This window comes from Microbulbifer thermotolerans (genome assembly GCF_001617625.1).
GTDB classification, from domain to species: domain Bacteria; phylum Pseudomonadota; class Gammaproteobacteria; order Pseudomonadales; family Cellvibrionaceae; genus Microbulbifer; species Microbulbifer thermotolerans.
This window is the reverse complement of record NZ_CP014864.1, coordinates 129,183-148,180: the sequence shown is the minus strand read 5'-3', so window position 1 is coordinate 148,180 and position 18,998 is coordinate 129,183. Positions and strand designations below refer to the sequence as shown.

The 18,998-nt window shown below is 58.8% G+C and carries 15 protein-coding genes; 10 read left to right on the top strand and 5 right to left on the bottom strand.

All coding sequences use genetic code 11. The features are described 5' to 3' along the window. Positions 1-2 precede the first annotated feature (2 nt). The 5 genes from A3224_RS00645 to A3224_RS00625 all read right to left on the bottom strand — a co-directional run bounded on the left by A3224_RS00645 (position 3) and on the right by A3224_RS00625 (position 4,611). Complete coding sequence (locus A3224_RS00645) at positions 3-971, bottom strand: DnaJ C-terminal domain-containing protein (protein ID WP_067157219.1); 969 nt, start codon at positions 969-971, stop codon at positions 3-5. Between the two features lie 114 nt (positions 972-1,085). After that, positions 1,086-2,795 (bottom strand): flotillin family protein, encoded by a 1,710-nt coding sequence (locus A3224_RS00640; RefSeq protein ID WP_067150115.1) that lies wholly within the window; start codon positions 2,793-2,795, stop codon positions 1,086-1,088. A 3-nt stretch (positions 2,796-2,798) separates the two neighbouring features. After that, the gene (locus tag A3224_RS00635) at positions 2,799-3,458 is read right to left on the bottom strand and encodes a YqiJ family protein (protein WP_067150112.1); all 660 of its coding nucleotides are present in this window, start codon (positions 3,456-3,458) and stop codon (positions 2,799-2,801) included. Beyond that, positions 3,458-4,126, bottom strand: a complete 669-nt coding sequence (locus A3224_RS00630; RefSeq protein ID WP_067150109.1) for a PspA/IM30 family protein — start codon at positions 4,124-4,126, stop codon at positions 3,458-3,460. The genes A3224_RS00635 and A3224_RS00630 overlap by 1 nt, the downstream gene beginning before the upstream one ends. Positions 4,127-4,155: 29 nt before the next feature. Further along, positions 4,156-4,611, bottom strand: a complete 456-nt coding sequence (locus A3224_RS00625) for a hypothetical protein (RefSeq protein ID WP_067150106.1) — start codon at positions 4,609-4,611, stop codon at positions 4,156-4,158. 175 nt (positions 4,612-4,786) lie between these two features. Here A3224_RS00625 and A3224_RS00620 point away from each other — a divergent pair, with 175 nt between their 5' ends. The 10 genes from A3224_RS00620 (at position 4,787) to A3224_RS00575 (ending at position 18,863) form a co-directional block, all read left to right on the top strand. Beyond that, positions 4,787-6,184 (top strand): nicotinate phosphoribosyltransferase, encoded by a 1,398-nt coding sequence (locus tag A3224_RS00620; protein WP_067150102.1) that lies wholly within the window; start codon positions 4,787-4,789, stop codon positions 6,182-6,184. Positions 6,185-6,448: 264 nt separating this feature from the next. After that, complete coding sequence (locus A3224_RS00615; RefSeq protein ID WP_231902424.1) at positions 6,449-8,092, top strand: TldD/PmbA family protein; 1,644 nt, start codon at positions 6,449-6,451, stop codon at positions 8,090-8,092. 103 nt (positions 8,093-8,195) lie between these two features. After that, positions 8,196-9,527 carry a TldD/PmbA family protein gene (locus A3224_RS00610; protein WP_067150099.1) on the top strand — a complete coding sequence of 444 codons (1,332 nt, stop codon included), beginning with the start codon at positions 8,196-8,198 and terminating at the stop codon, positions 9,525-9,527. A 28-nt stretch (positions 9,528-9,555) separates the two neighbouring features. Beyond that, positions 9,556-11,187 (top strand): TldD/PmbA family protein, encoded by a 1,632-nt coding sequence (locus A3224_RS00605; RefSeq protein ID WP_067150096.1) that lies wholly within the window; start codon positions 9,556-9,558, stop codon positions 11,185-11,187. A gap of 134 nt (positions 11,188-11,321) precedes the next feature. Further along, a complete protein-coding gene (locus A3224_RS00600) occupies positions 11,322-12,032 on the top strand; it encodes a DUF4159 domain-containing protein (RefSeq protein ID WP_067150093.1) in 711 nt (236 codons plus the stop codon). A gap of 6 nt (positions 12,033-12,038) precedes the next feature. Further along, the gene (locus A3224_RS00595; RefSeq protein ID WP_067150090.1) at positions 12,039-13,049 is read left to right on the top strand and encodes an AAA family ATPase; all 1,011 of its coding nucleotides are present in this window, start codon (positions 12,039-12,041) and stop codon (positions 13,047-13,049) included. A 17-nt stretch (positions 13,050-13,066) separates the two neighbouring features. After that, positions 13,067-13,975: a DUF58 domain-containing protein gene (locus A3224_RS00590; RefSeq protein WP_067150088.1), complete on the top strand. Its 909-nt coding sequence runs from the start codon at positions 13,067-13,069 to the stop codon at positions 13,973-13,975. 1 nt (position 13,976) lies between these two features. Beyond that, positions 13,977-15,128 (top strand): BatA domain-containing protein, encoded by a 1,152-nt coding sequence (locus A3224_RS00585; RefSeq protein ID WP_067150085.1) that lies wholly within the window; start codon positions 13,977-13,979, stop codon positions 15,126-15,128. Further along, positions 15,121-17,274 carry a hypothetical protein gene (locus A3224_RS00580; protein ID WP_067150082.1) on the top strand — a complete coding sequence of 718 codons (2,154 nt, stop codon included), beginning with the start codon at positions 15,121-15,123 and terminating at the stop codon, positions 17,272-17,274. The genes A3224_RS00585 and A3224_RS00580 overlap by 8 nt, the downstream gene beginning before the upstream one ends. Further along, entirely contained in the window at positions 17,271-18,863 is a 1,593-nt protein-coding gene (locus A3224_RS00575; protein WP_067150079.1) for a hypothetical protein, read from the top strand. The genes A3224_RS00580 and A3224_RS00575 overlap by 4 nt, the downstream gene beginning before the upstream one ends. Positions 18,864-18,998 lie beyond the last annotated feature (135 nt).

Below are 18,998 nucleotides of genomic sequence, written 5' to 3'. Positions count from 1 at the left end.
GGTCAACCTCCCATATCCACGCGTGGATTAAAGTCAAATGCTTCGCTGAACCGGCGGTATGCCTCTCTGTGCGCCTCGGTTTCCGCGGGAGGGGCAACCACATTCAATACCACATACAGATCACCGGGTACCTTGGCCGGAATACCGCGCCCCTTGAGACGCAGCTTGCCGCCATCTTTGCTGTTGGGCGGTATCTTCAGGTTAACCGGGCCATCCGGTGTCGGCACCTGAACACTAGCCCCCAGCGCGGCCTCCCAGGGAGACAGCGGCAGGTTGAGATACACGGTTTTACCTTCGACGGAATAGTGTCTGTGCGGATTGAAGTGAATTTCCAGGTAGAGGTCACCGGGCTGGCCCCCGCCAATACCGGGCTCGCCCTGGCCCGCCAGGCGTATCTGCTGGCCCTCGGTAATTCCCTTGGGAATTTTCACATTTAGCTTGCGCGCTTCGATCCGCGGCCGCCCGTCCGCGCCGAGAACTGTATGCTTCAGGGTGATCTGACGGGTGCCACCCCGGTAGCTGTCTTCCAAGTCGATGTTGATCTTGGCGTAGGTATTCTCGCCTTGGGCGTGGAACGGCTGCCGGCGCGCTCCGCCGAATCCGCGCCCATAGGCATTCCCGAAGCCACCCGCGCGGCCGAACAGACTCTCGAAGAAATCGCTGAAGGCCCCTGGATCCGCTTCCGTATAGCCACCGCCGTGGAACTCGAAACCCGAATCCCAGCCGGGAGGCGGGCGGAACTCCTCGCCGGGCTGGTAACCGGCGCCGAGCTGATCATAGGCAGCGCGCTTCTCTGGGTCTTTGAGCACTTCATAGGCTTCGCTGATTTCCTTGAAGCGCTCCTCAGCCTCTTCTTCTTTGCTGACATCCGGATGGTATTTGCGCGCCAACTTGCGGTAGGCGCGCTTGATCTCCGCCTGGTCCGCACCGCGTTCCAGGCCGAGGATCTGATAGTAGTCTTTGTATTCCATGGCATTCATCAAAGCTGATTATTGGCAGCTCTGCCACAAAACCACACGCAGCCGAGCCGCGAACCATCATTATGCCACTGCAAAAAAAAGCCGCCCACAAGGGCGGCTTTGCAATTAGGCTTCCGACTCCGCCACCTTGGCGAAATCTCCAACTCCGGCTTCTTTCAGCAGTGAGTCCACCAAGGGGGCCATTGCGCGGTGTTTGAGTGCGCTGCCCACCAGGGCCTCAGGCAGACTCTGTCCCCGGCTCTCTCCATCGGCATCCACAATTCCGCCGCCCGCGCGGCCATCGACACCATTCAGCCCCTCGACGGAAATAATCTTCATTCCCTCGATGCTCTCCAACGGCTTGACGCTCTCGCGAATAATATGGGGCAGATTTTCATGCAGACTGAGAACCTGCTTCAGAGCGATCTGTGCATCGCTGAGGCTGTTCAATGCCTCGTTCATCAGGCGCTGCCCCTCGGCGTCCACAGCGTATTTCTCCCGGTCGGCTTCCACCTTAATACGGATGGCTTCAGCTTCCGCGGCGGCTTGCAGGCGCAGTGCCTCAGCCTTGTCCTCTGCCGCAGCTTTCTCCGCCTCGGCGGCCACCTTGATGGCGGTAGCCTGGCGTTCCGCTTCCTTCTGCGCCTCGATGATCTCAATGCGCTTATCCCGCTCGGCCGCTTCCACATCTTTGGCCGTACGCACTTGTTCCTCAGCTTTTACCGCCTCAGCCAAGGCCACATTCGCCTGCTGGTCGGCCATGGATTGCTCTTTGGATTTCTCCGCTACGGCAATGGCGCGCTCCTGCTCGGCAATCTCTACAGCCTTCTGCTTGGAAATGCGCTGCTCCTCAAGAATGCGCTCGCGCTCAATTTCCTGTTCCTGCAGGCGTTTTTCCTTTTCAATTTCCAACAGTTTGGTGGCCTGCTCGGCGGCGATACGCGCCTGATCCACCTCCCGCTCAGCCTCGATCTCCGCCTGCCGTGCGGCACGCTCCTGGGCGGCCTGTTCGCGGGCGATATCCGCTTTTTGAGCGGCTTCGCGGTTTTCCAGTTCGCGCTGCTGTTCGAGGTGCGCGTAACGTTTTTCCTTTTCGATTTCCAGCCGCTGGCGCTCGGCCTCAAGGTTTTTCTTTTCGATCTGTACGCGAGTCTCCTGCTCGACGTCGTTCACTTCTTTGCGCCGCGCCTCGATGGAGCGGGTCATGCTGGCCAGACCCTCGGCGTCGAACACATTGTCCTGGTTGAAAAACTCTTTGTGGGTTTGATCCAGGCCGGTCAAGGAAACGGATTCCAGCTCCAGACCGTTTTTCAGCAGATCTTCGGACACCACCTGCTGTACTTTCTGTACAAACTGACTGCGCTGTTCGTGCAGTTCCGCCATCTGCATTTCCGCCGCCACTGAACGCAGGGCATCGACGAATTTACCCTCGATCATATCTTTCAATGCGTCCGGGTCCAGAGTGCGCAAACCCAGGGTCTGGGCGGCATTGGCAATGGCATCCGTATCAGGCTTTACGCGCAAATAGAATTCCGCCAGCACATCTACACGCATACGGTCTTTGGTAATCAGCGCCTGGTGTTCCTTGCGCGACACAGCCAGGCGCAGGGTATTCATATTCACCGGGATGATTTCGTGCAGCACCGGCAATACCAGTGCGCCACCATTCATAATGACTTTTTGCCCCCCCATACCAGTGCGCACAAAAGAGCGCTCTTTGGAAGCGCGGGTGTAGAGACGCGCAAAAATAGCGCCTATAACGATCAGGCCGACCAGCACTGCGCCGGCCATAAACAAGATGGTGGAAAAGTTTTCGATCACATTCACGCTATTCATCTCCTAATTATTTTCTGTGAGGTGTTTACTGGAGGGCCGTATTACGCGGAAATTGGCTCCCCGCTCCTCCACTAGCAACACCTTCTCCCCCTGAGTGAAAGTTTCATCGCCATCCGGCTCCACCATCACATAATGGGTAGTCCCAAACTCGTCGCTGAAGCGCGCCTCCGCCGGTGAGCCGGCCGCGGCCTCGCCGATAGTGATCACCGCCACGCGGCCGACAAAAGAGCTGCGCCCAACCGATTCGGTTTCATCACCCACCGCAAAGCGACGCAGCAGATTGCCGACAAAGCGCACCTGCGGCAACGCCAGCAGAAATACCGGCACTGCGAGCAGCCAGCCCGGCAGCAGGAAACCAACCACCGACTCAACAAGCAACTGAATCGTCAGGCCCGTGATACCAAAGCCAACCAGAAAGGCCACCAGTAGTATCAGGGCGGGCACCTCTCCGAAACGCAACCAGCCGAGAAATCTGGTCAAGACGCCACCGGCCTCGGCGTCCGGCACATCCACATCGAAGTCCAAGTCCGGCAACAGATTGTCCAACAGCTCCGAAAGTCCGAAGCCGATCAGAGTCATGACGCCCTCGAGGACAGCGATCATCAGCATCAGTACCAGGGCGCCGGTAAACAGCAGATTGCCGTCCTGCAACAGGAACGCCATTACACCTTCGCCTCAGACTTAATCTTCGCCAATCGCTCCTGGATACGGTTGTTGCGTGCCAGCTCTTCCAGCTCCGCCAGCTTGCCGGCATCCGCACTGGACTCGGCGGTGGGCACACCTGCGCGCTCCAGCACGCGGTTGAAGGCATCGGTGGCCTGATCCACCTTGTTCGCGGTTGTGCGGCTTGTACCGCGCTCTCCGCCGCTGGGGCCGTCGGCAACATGCTCGCTGGCTTTGGCAAATTCGCGCAGCTGTTCGCGCATCTCGCGCTTTTTGCCCTGAAGCGCACTGATATAAGCGTTCAACTCATTGATCTCGGCATCGGCGTCGGCAATGGCTTTTTCCAGTACCGGCAGTTGCGCCTCTATGTCCATCTGCTTGGCGATAGCGACCTCGGCCAGGTCATCGCGCCCTTCCCGGACCGCGATATCGATCTGTTCCGCGAGGCTACTGTGACGACTGTTCTCGTCGTTGAGCGCTTTACTACTCAGATACTTGGCCGCCTCGGCCTTGCCCAACTGGTCGCGCACATCTTGGATGGCTTCGTCGATCTCGCGGATCGCCTGTTCCATCACGAGCTGCGGCGTTGCGTTTTCCACTGAATCCACCAGGGCGTTCACCGATGCGGATATGATTCGGGAAATGCGTTTTACCAGTCCTTCTTTCATTTTTATCTCCTTCCGTCCGGTTGATTTAACTATTTTTCCAATAAGCGATGAAGCTGTTTTTTTAAGCGCTGTGCCGTTTCCGCATTCGCTGTCCGCGTCTCTCCCGGCAGGGCCAGCAACCGTATTTTTTCCAGGAATACCTCCACAGCGGCCAGCGCGCGCTGCTCCAACAGCGGGGTCATGGGTTCCTTGTCGGCGCAGGACTGCACTGCCGCCGCACTCTCTGCGAGCAGGTCCAGCAATGCCTCCACCAGCAGGCTTCGCTCGCGCTCTTCAACGCAGCGGGCCTTGATTGGCAATATGGATTCAGAGGAAGCGATGTAGGCGCGGGCAAAGCTCTGCATGCCCACGGATTCGCGCGCCATAGCGATCAGCTCGCGCACCTTTTCGCTTTGCGTGACAGCACCGTTGCGGTCGATAGACATCAGATAGGCGTAGTCGTCAGCCGACAGACGCGCTGATATGGATTGGCTCTTGTTGAGCATGGTCAATTCCTTTAACCGGTGATGTATACAAAAGTACACACGCAGGTCTGGCCAGTCAACGATACTTTGCGAGATTTCTCATTATGTGGGAATTGACGCCAGGACGACAGGCGGAGCCCCCTGTGCTTTGCTTTCTCAATAAACAGCGACAAAGGGCCGGCCCCCGGTTCTGCGCATGACGGCACACAACCTGATCCTCAACGTCGACAGCTACAAAGCCAGTCACTACCTACAGTATCCGCCGGGTAGCGAGTATGTAAGTAGTTACATCGAGTGTCGTGGTGGCGAATTTCCGGAAGCGGTTTTCTTCGGCCTGCAGGCATTTATCAAGCAGTATCTGCTGAAGCCCATATCGGCGGCAGATATCGACGAGGCGGAGCAGCTGCTCCACGCCCACGGCCTGCCCTGCCACCGGGCCGGCTGGGAGCATATTCTTCAAGCTCACGCGGGCCTGCTACCGCTGGAAATATCCGCGGTTCCCGAGGGCACAGTGGTGCCCCTGCACAATGTGATGTTGCAGGTAGTCAACACCTGCCCCGCCTGCTTCTGGCTGACCACGTATATTGAGACAGCGCTGCTGCGCGCCATCTGGTACCCGGCAACCGTTGCCACTCAGAGCCGTGAAATAAAAAAAGTCATCGCCAAATACCTGGAGGAAACCGCAGGCTCTCTCAAAAGCCTTCCATTCAAACTGCACGATTTCGGCGCCCGTGGCGCCAGCAGTCTCGAAACGGCGATGCTCGGCGGCATGGCCCATCTGGTCAATTTTCAGGGTACGGATACTGTCTCAGGAGTGATAGCGGCGCACAAATACTACGGGGCAGACATGGCCGGCTTCTCAATCCCCGCCGCCGAACACAGCACCATCACCGCCTGGGGCAGGCCCGGAGAGGCCGCCGCCTATGCAAATATGCTCGACCACTTTGCCGGTCCGGACAGAGTCGTGGCAGTGGTCAGCGACAGCTACGATATTTGGAGCGCCATTGACACCATCTGGGGTGGGGAGCTCAGAGAGCGGGTGATCCAAAACGGCGGCACTCTGGTGATACGCCCGGACTCCGGCGAACCGGTGAAAATGGTTACCGAAAGCCTGGAACGGTTAATGCGTATATTTGGTGCGCGCACAAACCGCAAGGGTTACCGGGTGCTGCCGGACTTTATCCGCATCATTCAGGGCGATGGTATCTCCCGCCACTCCATCCCCAAAATCCTGCAGGCAATGAAGACGCGAAAACAGAGCGCAGAAAATATCACCTTTGGCATGGGCGGTGAACTGCTGCAGAAACTGCACCGCGACACAATGAACTTCGCCATGAAAGCCAATGCGATCCGCATCAACGGACACTGGCACGGTATCTGTAAAAATCCGCGCACCGGGCCAGAAAAAAAATCCAGGTGCGGGCGCCTGGCACTGGTGCGTAACAACGCAGGCCAGATGGTGACCATTGCTCTGGACGAATTGGGGCAGCGAAAAAACCTGCTAGAGCCCGTTTATCGAGACGGGCAGCTGCTGCGCGAAACACGATTTGAGGAAGTGCGGCACCGCGCGCAGATTCCACTGAGGGGTGGATAGGCAATATCACGGCTTCAGTGGATACCAGCCCCCTTTCAGCTCGCCCCCGCATAGCGTCCTTTCAACGAATTGCACCTTTACAAACCCTTCCTGCCGCGATTACTTGTCGCATTGCTCCCAACCAACGCACTGAGCTTCGGCCTTGTACTGGCCTGCTTTTGCGCGCTGTGGCGCTTTTTTTGCAATCTGTTTTGCAATTGTGTGTAAGCAATAACAACAAACAAGGTTTCCGTCGGCCCCGTGGCCGGGAACCTGGGGAGAGACATGGATACAAGAATAGACAGACGACGTTTTCTCAAAATCGCTGGTGTCGGCGCCAGCGGCATACTTCTACCGGTCTACGGGACTCCGGTCACCGCAGCACAATTGACCAATGAGGGCATGGATGCTCGCAGTAAGAAAGCTCTGGCGGACGTGGTGCTGAACACAGCGCGCAAGGCCGGGGCCAGCTACACCGATGTGCGCATCGGCCGCTATTTAAACCAGTTCGTTATCACCCGCGAGACCCGTGTGGAAAATATTGTTAACACCGAGTCTTTCGGCGCGGGCATCCGCGTGATCGCCGACGGCACCTGGGGCTTTGCCGCCACCAACGACCTGACGCCGGACGGTATTGCCAAAGCCGCACGTCAGGCGGTGGCCGTAGCCCGCGCCAACGCCAAATACCAAAAGGAACCGGTGCAGCTGGCACCAGTGAAAGGCGTGGGGGAAGTCAGCTGGCAAACACCGATTGAGAAAAACGCTTTCGAAGTGCCTATCAGCGAAAAAGTGGATTTTCTGATGGAGGTCAACAATGCGGCTATGGTGGCCGGCGCGGACTTCATCAACTCCACGCTGTATTTGGTCAACGAACAGAAATACTTCGCCTCCAGCGACGGCTCCTATATCGACCAGGATGTGCACCGCCTGTGGGCCCCCATGACAGTGACCGCGGTGGACAAGAAAAGCGGTACCTTCAAAACCCGCAACGGCTTTAGCGATCCCGTGGGGCGCGGCTACGAATATCTCGATGGACGCGAAGCGGACAAGATTCACGGCCAGACAGTGCTCTACCGGAATTCCTACGACATGATCGAGGATGCCCGTCTCGCCGCCCAACAAGCCAGGGCCAAGCACGGCGCGAAGTCTATTAAACCCGGTCAGTACGACCTGGTACTGGACCCCTCGCATCTGATGCTCACTATTCACGAGTCCGTCGGCCACCCACTGGAGCTGGACCGGGTACTGGGCTACGAAGCCAACTATGCCGGCACTTCCTTCGCCACCCTCGACAAGTGGCGCAGCGGAAAATTCCAATACGGCAGCGACAAAGTGAATATTTTTGCCGATAAAACCCAGCCGGGTTCCCTGGGCGCGGTCGGCTACGATGACGAAGGTGTAAAAACCAAGCGTTGGGACCTGATTAAAAACGGCATTCTGGTGAACTACCAGGCTATCCGCGATCAGGTACACATGCTCGACCAGAAAGAATCCCACGGCTGCTGCTACGCGGACAGCTGGTCCAGCGTGCAGTTTCAGCGCATGCCCAATGTTTCCCTGGCGCCGGGAGAGAAAAAGTATTCGCCCAAGGACATGATCCGGGATGTGGAAAAAGGCATCTACATCATTGGCCGAGGCTCATACTCCATCGACCAGCAACGCTACAACTTCCAATTCGGCGGACAACTGTTTTATGAAATCAAAAACGGGGAAATTGTCGGCCAGGTAGAAGACGTCGCCTATCAGTCGAATACCCAGGAGTTCTGGAATGCCTGCTCGGCGATCTGCGACAGCAGCGACTACCGTCTAGGCGGCACATTCTTTGATGGCAAAGGCCAGCCGAGCCAAGTGAGCGCGGTTTCCCACGGTTGCTCAACGGCCCGCTTTGACAAAGTCAATGTCATTAATACCAAGCGCAGGATTTCCTAGCCCGTACACACTGGCGCTCTCACTCGCTCAGATGTGCTCACGCGAAATCACTAAAATCTTTTCCAGTGGGCACGTAAAAAAATAAAGAATTGGAGAACATTCAATGGCCATATTATCCAGAAGTGAAGCAAAGCAGATACTCGATAAAGTGCTGAAATACAGCAAGGCCGAGGCTGCCAGCGCGCAGCTTTCCGGCAGCGAAACCGGCAATATCCGCTACGCCCGCAACAGTGTGTCCACCAGCGGTATCGTTAATGATATCGAGCTGGTTGTGGAGGCGCGCTTCGGCAAAAAGTCCGGTATCGCCACCATCAACGAATTCAGCGATGCCGCATTGGAAAAAGTCATGCGGCGCGCAGAAGAGCTGGCTAAACTGTCTCCGGATAATCCGGAGTCCATGCCCCTACTGGGCGCGCAGAAATATCTACCCGTTAATGCGTTCGCCAAATCCACCGCGGGAATCACGCCGGACCAGCGCGCCAAGGCAGCCGCGGATTCCATTGCGGCAGCAAAGAAACAGAAGGTAGTGGCCGCAGGCTTCCTCGAGGACACACGCACCTTCGCCGCCGTGGCCAACACTGAGGGACTGTTCGGCTACCACGCCTCCACCTCGGCCAACTTTACCGTGACCATGCGCACCGAAAACGGCCAGGGTTCCGGCTGGGCGCAAAGCGATGTCACCGACTTCGCCACCATGGATACTGGCGCCACCTCCCGCATCGCCGCGCAGAAAGCCGTTGAATCCCAACAGGCGCGCGCATTGGAACCGGGAAAATACACGGTCATCCTGGAGCCCAGCGCAGTGTCCGGCCTGCTCGGATTTATGATGTGGTCGGCGGACGCGCGCACAGCGGATGAAGGCCGCAGCTTTATGAGTAAAAAAGGCGGCGGCAACCGCATCGGCGAGAAGATGTTCGACAAGCGCGTACACCTCTATTCCGATCCCACCGACCCGAATGTGCCGGCGCAGCCCTGGTCCGATGAAGACCATATGGCACTGTCACGAATCGATTGGATAAAGAACGGCGTAGTCCGCAACCTGCCGCGCAGCCGCTACTGGGCACAAAAAACCAAAGCGGAGCCCGTGCCGCGGCCGAGTAACCTGATCATGGCCGGTGGTGATAAATCCACCGAACAGCTGATCAAGGAAACCCGCCGCGGTGTGCTGGTTACCCGCACTTGGTATATCCGTATGGTGGACCCGCAATCTCTGCTCCTGACCGGTCTGACCCGCGACGGGACCTTCTATATCGAGAACGGAAAAATTAAATATCCCATCAAGAATTTCCGCTTCAATGAGAGCCCGGTCATTATGCTCAACAATATCGAGGATATGGGTCGCCCCCAACGGGTGGGGATGGGAGGCTTCTCGGCGATGATCCCAGCGCTGAAGGTGCGCGACTTTACCTTCAGCAGTCTTTCCGACGCTGTTTGACCGCGCAACGCAAATGAGGAACAGAAAAATGGACAGAAGAAAATTCCTGCAGTTGAGTGGTGCCGGCCTCGGTTTTTCCATGCTGCCGCTGTCCGGCGTTGCCGTGGCGGAAGCCAAACTGACACAGAGCGGGATCGATATAGCGGTGAAAAAAGAGCTTGCGGACGCGGCACTCAATACCGCCACCAAGCTGGGCGCCAGCTACGCCGACGTGCGTATCGGCCGCTACCTGAACCAGTTTGTCATCACCCGCGAGATGAAAGTGCAAAACGTCGTCAATACCGAGTCCCTCGGTATGGGCGTGCGTGTGATCGCCAATGGCACCTGGGGGTTCGCCGCCACCAATGATATGACCGTGGACGGTATCAGCCGCGCTGCCGCCCAGGCGGTAGCCACGGCCAAGGCCAATTCCCGCTATCAGGAAGAACCGGTACAACTGGCGAAACAGAAAGGTTTTGGGGAAGTCAGCTGGCGCACCCCCATCCAGAAAAATGCCATCGCAATGCCGCTGGCGGAAAAGGTGGACCTGCTGATGGAGGTCAACAAGGCCGCCCTGGATTCCGGTGCCGATTTTGTCAATTCCATGCTGTTCCTGGTCAACGAGCAGAAGTATTTCGCTTCCACCGACGGCTCCTATATCGACCAGGACGTTCACCGCCTGTGGGCCCCCTTTGAAGTGACCGCAGTGGACAAAAAGAGTGGGGCTTTCCGCAGCCGCCGGGGCCTGAGTCAACCGGTGGGCAGGGGCTTCGAGTACCTGGACGGCCGCAAAGAAGACAAGATTCAATCTCAGACCGTTTTGTACCGCGACTCCTACGACATGCTTGAAGACGCGCGCCTGGCCGCCGAACAGGCGCGGGAAAAGCTCAGCGCCAAATCCGTTAAGCCGGGAAAATACGACCTGGTGCTGGACCCCAGCCACCTGTGGCTCACCATCCACGAATCCGTCGGCCACCCGCTGGAGCTGGACCGGGTGCTGGGCTACGAGGCTAATTTCGCCGGAACCTCTTTTGCCACCATCGACAAGTGGCGCAGCGGAAAATTCCAGTACGGCAGCGACAAGGTCAACTTCGTGGCAGACAAAGTGCAGCCCGGCTCCCTGGGCGCGGTCGGCTACGACGATGAGGGCGTGAAAACTGGCAGCTGGGAGTTAGTGAAAGACGGTGTACTGGTCAACTACCAGGCGATCCGCGATCAGGTACACATGCTCGGCCAAAAGGCTTCCCACGGCTGCTGCTACGCGGACAGCTGGTCCAGCGTGCAGTTCCAACGCATGCCCAACGTATCGCTGATGCCGGGCAAAGAAACACTCAGCGTGGAAGACATGATCAAGGATGTGGAAAAAGGCATCTACATCATTGGTGACGGCTCCTTCTCAATCGACCAGCAGCGCTACAACTTCCAGTTCGGCGGCCAGCTGTTCTACGAAATCGAGAATGGCAAAATCACCGGTATGCTGGAAGATGTCGCCTACCAGTCGAACACCCAGGAGTTCTGGAATGCCTGTTCACAGATCTGTGACAAGCGGGACTACCGCTTGGGCGGCTCTTTCTTCGATGGCAAGGGGCAACCGCAACAGGTCAGCGCCGTATCCCATGGCAGTGCAACCGCGCGCTTTAACGGCGTCAATGTGATCAATACCAAACGCAAATTGGGTTAATCACTGGCATGGGCACTGCTTTGCATTTCAGTGCCAGCTGCAGACACGACATCCCGACACGGGGTGCCGTGTCTGCCGAGGCATGACGATTGCCGCTTTTGCCGATACACCACAGATATCTCTGAGTAGTAAACGTGTCTCTCACCCGCAAGGAATTTCTCCGCCGCCTGATATTGGGCAGTTGCGCTGCCGCACTACCGATCGGCCTGCGCGCGGAAGATTCCCGACAACACTACGACTTCTACTTCACCCGGTTGATGTACGAGTCCGGCGACTGGGACGTGGATCAGCGCATGCCGTCCAACCTGCTGAACTCACTGGTGGAGTACACCAATCTCAAGGTCGATCCCACCGAGCACATAGTGCCGCTGGCCGACTCCAAAATGCTGCTCGCGCCTTTTTGCTATCTATCCGGACACAAACTGGTGGAATTTACCCCGGCGGAGGCGCGCAACTTCCGCGACTATGTCAACCGCGGCGGCTTTGTCTTCGTGGACGACTGCAACCACGATATCGACGGCCTTTTCGCAAAATCCTTTGAAGCGCAGATGAATAAACTGTTCGGTAAAAATTGCCTGCAAAAATTGCCGGACGACCACGACCTCTACCACTGCTTCTTCCAGTTCGATGAACTGCCAGTAACCAGCTTTGAACTGAACGGCTGGGGTGACGATTTGGTGCACGACTACCTTAAGGCCATCATCGTCAACGGCCGCATCGCCGTGCTTTACAGCAATAAAGACTTCGGCTGTGAGTGGGATTACGACTACCGCAACAAACGCTGGCTGGCCATCGACAACACAAAATTCGCCGTAAACATTGTTATCTACGCACTGACAAGCTGAATCCATATGCAGACAAGTACACCGGCGTCCATCGAAGGCCGCATAGAACAGTACCTGAAAGGGCTGGAAAAACTAAAAGGGGAAATTGGCAAGACGATCGTCGGCCAAGAGGAGATTATTGAGCAGCTGCTCATCTGCCTGCTGGCCCGCGGCCACGCGCTGCTCGAAGGTGTTCCCGGCCTCGGCAAAACACTGCTGGTGAAAACACTGGCGGACTGCAGCGATCTGGCGTTTAAGCGCGTGCAGTTCACGCCGGACCTGATGCCGGGGGATATTCTCGGCAGCGAGATACTCGAGGAAGACCATTCCACCGGCAAACGGTTTTTCAAATTCCAGCCAGGGCCAATTTTCACCAACATTCTGCTGGCGGACGAAATCAACCGCACACCGCCCAAAACCCAGGCCGCATTGCTGGAATCCATGCAGGAGTATGCGGTCACCGTAGCCGGTGAAACCATGGCGCTGCCGGCCCCCTACTTCGTACTGGCGACGCAAAACCCGATCGAACAGGCGGGCACCTACCCGCTGCCGGAAGCTCAGCTGGACCGCTTCCTGCTCAATATCCATATCGACTACCCCAGCGAAGAAGACGAGATTGCGATACTGCACACAACCACTGGCGGAACGGCGGCAAAACCGGAGCCCTGCCTGAACGCCGACGAACTGCTGGAAATACAAAAGCTGGTACGCGAAATCCCCATAAGCGACGACCTCTACCGCTATGTCGCCCAGCTAGTACGCGCCACCCGCGGCGGCGAGAACGGCAATGCCGACCTGCAGCGGTGGATCAAATGGGGCGCCGGCCCCCGCGCCGGTCAGGCACTGATACTGGCCGCCAAAGCGCGCGCCCTGCTCAAGGGGCGTCTCGCCGTCACCCGGGAAGATATCCGCACTCTGCTGTTGCCGGTATTGCGCCACCGCATACTGCTCAGCTTTCAGGCCCAGGCGGATGGTGTTTCGGTGCAGCGGGTACTGGGGGAGCTCCTCGACTTTGTGCCCGAGCCCGGGCGCAACTGACCCTCGGAAGGCGAACCTTGGAATTCACAGATCCACTGATACTGGCCAGCACCCGCGATCTGCTCTGGCTGTCCCGCCATATCGCCGAGGGCATGCTGCTGGGCGCCCAGCACAGCCACCGCCGCGGTGCCGGTATCGAGTTTCAACAGTACCGCAGCTACGAGCCCGGCGACTCCATCCGCCATATCGACTGGAAGCTGTTCGCGCGCTCGGACCGCTACTATGTGCGCGAGGCGGAACAGGAGAGCCAGATGCACGTCTGCATCGCCCTCGATACCAGCGCCTCCATGGCGCAACCGAGCTTTATCCACCCGCAGCTGACCAAATTGCAGTACGCCAAATGCTGGATCGCCACCCTCTGCTGGCTGCTGCACAACCAGGGGGACCGCTTTTCCCTGCTGGCGCTGAGTGACAGCGGCAACCGCCATATCACCGAGGGGCGCGGCGAAGCCCACCACCGGCGCCTGGTGCTGGAGCTGCAGCAACTGCAGGCCGGCGGCCACTGGCCCGCACAGGCACAGCTGGAAACCGTCTGGCAACATTTCGAGAAGCCCTGCCAAGTGGTGCTGATAAGCGATTTTTTCGAGCCCTCGGATACAACCGAAATCAGCGATTTCGCCACGCGCCTGCACGCCGCCGGCCGCCCCTGCCTGCCGCTGCAGCTGCTGGTGGAAGCCGAGAAAACATTTCCGTTCGACGGCGATTTGAAAATTCGCAACCCCGAATCGCCGGCGATCATCGAGCTCAATGCCAAAGCCCAGCGCGCCGATTACCTGCGCGCATTCGCGGCGGCGCAGAACCGACTGGCCGCGCGCTTTGCCGCTCAGGAATGCCCGCTCACCAGCGTGACGATAGAAGAACCCCTGGAACAGTCACTGCGCGGTTTTATCCGCGCCCACTCCAGGTTTGGCGGAGGTATCGGCTGAGATGCAATGGCTCTCTCCCCAATGGCTCTGGCTGCTCGGCGCCCTGGCAATTCCACTGCTGATCCACCTGTTTCGCCGCAACGCATCGCGGGAGATCACCTTCGCCGCAGTCCAGTGGCTGGAGAAAAAACGCTCCTCCCGCAAGCGGCTGCTGTTGCGAGATAAATGGCTGCTGCTGTTGCGCATGCTGCTGCTTGCGCTACTCGCGCTGCTGTTGTCACAGCCCCTCTGGCGCGACCAAAGCCCTGCGGACGGCAATATTCTGTTGGTGGACCCCCGTATTGAAGAGGCGCAGCTGAAGGAATTTCTCAAACAGGCGCCGCCCTTTGCGGAAAGCTTCTGGCTGCAGGCGGAGCCGATACCGGTTTCCGAGCCGCAACCGCAGCCCGTCGATCTGTGGAAAACCCTGTCCACCTTGGCCACTGCCGGCAAATTCCGCCGCGCCCATATCCTGCTGCGCAGCGCGCAAAACCCCGCCGGTCACAGCGCCCTGCAAGTCAGCCCCCACTGGCAGTGGCACACGCTGGAAACGGCGCAAACGGAAAGTGCCGCAGTAGTGCCCAGACTGGCTCTGCTGGGCCCGGAACCGCCCTGGCTCGCCGCTGCGCTGCAACAACTGCGCGATACCAAAGCGCCGCAACTGGAGCTACAGAAACTGGAAACAATAGAGGCCGCCAACGCGAGCGAACAGGACTGGCTGATCTACAACAACGCCGGGCCCCTGCCGGCGGCACTGGAGGAATTCGTCCGTGCGGGCGGTCTGCTGATCACCGATCAGCGTGTACGTGCGCAACCCGAAATGCACTTTGTCGAAATCGCAGGAGATAAAGGGCCGCAGGCCGCCGCGCTCGGCCGCGGCAGCTGGTTGCGCTACAGACAGGACTGGCACCAGGAGGCGTTTTTCCGGCGCCCCGCACTGCCGGAAAACCTGTGGCAACAATGGTTCGAGCAGGACTGGGCGCTGCAGACACAGCATCGCGGCCTCTGGTCCGCCGCCGCGCCACCGGGCATTGCCGTGCCCGATATGCAAGTGCAAGGCTCGCACTGGGTGTCGCTCTCACAGTGGCTGCTGCTCGCATTGGTACTGCTGCTCGCACTGGAGCGCTGCATCGCCCTGGCGCGCCCGGCAGAAGGAGGTGAAAAACGTGGCTGATCGCGCTTACCAGTTGCTTCGGAAAGCCACCATCCGCTGGCGCGGCACCAGCCTCCAGCCTTATTTTTGGCTACTGGCGGGCGCAATCTCTGTGTCTCTGTTGCAGTGGCCGAACTGGATTCCCCCGGCTCTGCTGAGTGTAATTTTGCTGGCTCTGTTCCTGGACCGAAACTGGCGTATTTCCAGCACAGAAATCTGCCGCCGGCTGGACAGCCACTTTACCGCCCTGCAGGACAGCAGCGCACTGCTCGAGCAAGCGCCGGAGCACCTGAGCCCGCTTGCGCAACTGCAGCGGCAGCGCACCGCCACCGCACTGCAACAGCTGTTGGACAGCGGCGCACTGAAAAACTTCCGCCCGGCCTGGCACCGCAGCGCAGTGATCAATGCCGCTGGCGCCTGTCTCGGGCTGCTGCTGGCCGCCGCATTCACCGGCCTGCCCGAGCGCAAAGCAAGCAGCGCTGCAGGCGCGCGCACTGACGCAGTGCCGCCCTCAGCAATCGCTGTGGTGGAAGCCGTCACAGAAATCCGTCCGCCCGCCTACACAAAGCTGCCGGTACTGACACAATCACTGGAGGTGCACGCGCCGGAACAGTCCAGTGTCACCTGGCGAATTACCCTGAATCGACCCACCGATTCACTGGCAATGCTCGCCGCCAAAACGCGCTTTGACTTTACCGCTACGGAACCCCTGCCCAGCCGTCACTGGCAACTGACACGAACAATGGCGGCATCGGACTTTTATCAGCTTTCCGCGCGCCTCGGCGCGGAAGAAACGCTACTGCCGGAAATTCACAATATCGAAATCCAAAGCGACCGGCCGCCCGAATTCTCTTTCAGCCTGCCAAGGGACAATATTCTGGTGGCCGATAACAGCGCCTTGCCCCGCCTGCAGGTGGATGTCACGGTGCGGGATGATTTCCAGGTGGCAGGAACGAAACTGCTGATCACCCTGGCGAGCGGAGACGGCGAAAATGTCCGTTTCAGAAACGACACAATCGCATTAGAACCGGTTCGCGCCGAGGGCGACGCCACGCGCTATCACTTCACCCTGCCGCTGGACCGCTACACCGTTGAGCCGGGCGATGAGCTCTACTGGTTTCTGCAGGCGCGCGATAACCGGGAACCGGAACCGAATTTGAGCAAGAGCCAGCACTTTATTGTGCGCTGGCCACAGGAAGAGATATTCGGTCTCAGTGACGCGGAAGGTATGGCGATAAAAGTGCTGCCGGAATATTTCCGCAGCCAGCGCCAGCTGATTATCGATACCGAGGCGCTGATCGCTGAGCGGCAACAACTCAGCGAAGCGGAGTTTCGCAAGCGCTCGCAATCCCTCGCCTACGAACAGAACCTGTTGCGCATGCGCTACGGCCGTTTCCTCGGCGAAGAAGATTCAGAGCAGGAACACAGCGATGGCGACGCGGCGCACGGTGACGACCACGAGGCACACGGTGATGCGCACGAGTCACACGAAGAACACGAAGAAGGACATCCACCCTCGCCGCAGCAATTCGGCGACGCCAGCGGCGTAGTCGCCGCCGCAGGCCATCAGCACGACAGTTCCGAGCACGCAACGCTGTTCGACCCGCAGACCAAAGAATTGCTGCGCAGCGCGCTCAATGCCATGTGGAGCTCTCACCGGGAACTATCGGTGATAGATCCCCAGGCTTCCCTGCCCCATCAGCACCGGGCCCTGCGTTATATCAAGGAAGTACAGCAGGCCTCGCGTATCTACTTACAGCGGGTCGGTTTTGAACCACCGCCCCTGGATGAGGAAAGGCGCCTGAGTGGCGAGCGGGAGGACGTTAAGCCGCCGCCATTGAGCGCCCAGCGCAGCGCTCCTGAACGGGAGCAGCTCGAGCAGCTGCTGCATCAGGTGCGCGCAGGAGATACGCTGGACAGCGATGGTGTGGAAGCGCTGCTGTCGCTGACACAAGTGCGCGAGCAACCGCAACTAAAGCTGGAATTGTCGAAAAACCTGCGCCTGTACCAGCAGAGAACAAACTGCAGCGACTGCCGCCGGCAGCTTTCCGCACTCTTATATCAATTACTGCCAGCACCTCAGGCGCTGCCGTCTCTGCCGCGAGAGCGCGCAGCCGCGGGCAGCTTTGACCACTGGCTGCGCCAACAGAATGGAGGCCGCGAATGAATTCCTGGATCGCCGCCGTCTGTATCGCCGCCCTGGGAATATCCCTGCTACAAGTTGTCCGGCAAAAAACAAGCGGCGCTCGCCGCACAGCCAGTGCCCTGCTGCAAATCGCCATCTGGGGACTTGTGTGGTTGCTCGTAACGCCCCCGGCACTGCTGCCGACAAACACCACCGACACACCGCAAATCGAATTGCCGCAAAACCGAGATGCGCTGCGCGATCTGCCGCCGACACGGCTGCCGACGAAAACAGCAATCGACGCGCAAACCTGGCAAATCAGCTGGCCGCAGCGGTTGTCACTGGGAGAACCGCTGCAATTGCGTATAGCCCAGAACAGTAAAACAGCGAGCCGAATCTTTCTCGAAGATCCTTTCGGCAACACTGTGGACACGGCGCCTCTCGACCCGAAAAGCAGTGAGACAACACTCAACCACACCCCAAAACTTCCCGGCCGCTGGCTCTACCAGCTGCGATTCGAAACAGAGAGCGGCGGTGCCACCAGCGTGCGCAGGGAGCCGTTGCCCGTAGAGGTGCTGGCGCCGGAGCCACCCACCGTTTTACTGTGGCTCGCCCGCCCGGGATTTGAGAGCGCCGCCCTGTCCCGATGGCTGCGCCAGTCCGGAACCCCCACCAGAGTCATCACACAATTAGCGCCGGAAGTTCTGCGGCGCGAGTCGTTTAACGGCGTGGAGACACAGAACCGGCAACTCCTGGACCCCGAGGGCCCCTTCGACCTGCTAATACTGGACAGCCGCCTGTGGCCGCGACTGGACCTGTCTCAGCGGCAAAATCTAGCGAAGCTGGCCGAGAACCGATCCTTACTGTGGCTGGTAAACCCAGACAGTCCGCGCGGCTTCCTCGATTACACCCGCGCGCAAGGAATGCCGCTGGTTGCCTTATCAGCCCCCAAAACCGATTTCCCAATGGCGGACAAGGCGCCGCCTCTGGCCCTCAGCGGTTACGGTCCTCAATACGCGCGCCCCACAGACATCCAGCTCGGCACAGCGCCGATCTACTGGGCCCGTATCACCCCGGATCAGTCTCTCGGCTTTGTACTCTTCGGAGACAGCTACCGTTGGACCACCAGTGGATTTGCGGCGGAGTACTCCCGCCTGTGGAAAACCCTGTTCGACCACCAGCTGACATACCGCGGCGACCACACACCGATAGCGCTGAAGACGCAATTGCCTCTGGCACGACAGCGGGTAACCCTCTGCAGCCCAGCATTCGTCGGCACCGTACCCAAATTGATACCCGTAAATAACGAAGGCGTGGAAGCCCCCCTAACCGGCGTGGCTCTACCCGGTGGCAATGACACCTGTTACTCCTGGTGGCCACAAAAATCCGGCTGGCACCGCGTCGGCCCGGACAGTGAGGCGTTCCATTTCTATGTATTCCCCAGCGAGGCCTGGCCACAGTGGCAGCAAGCCATCGCCCACGCGGATACACAGCAAATGGCCAGCGCAAGGCTGGGCCCAACGAAAGATAAGGAGGTACCGCGATCTCAACTACCGCGGAACTGGATTGTACTGGCGTTGATACTGCTACTGACGTTTAGCTGGTGGCGGGAGCGGAGTTCGTTGCGTTGAGAGGATACAGGAATCTTTAGCAATCACCAGAGCGGAATGCTATCAGCACTAGCAATCCGCTTCCCGGAACGCTTGGGGAAATACATCAGTCTGTGAGGCTCTTTGGCTAACACAGAATTCTGAACACTACCTCAG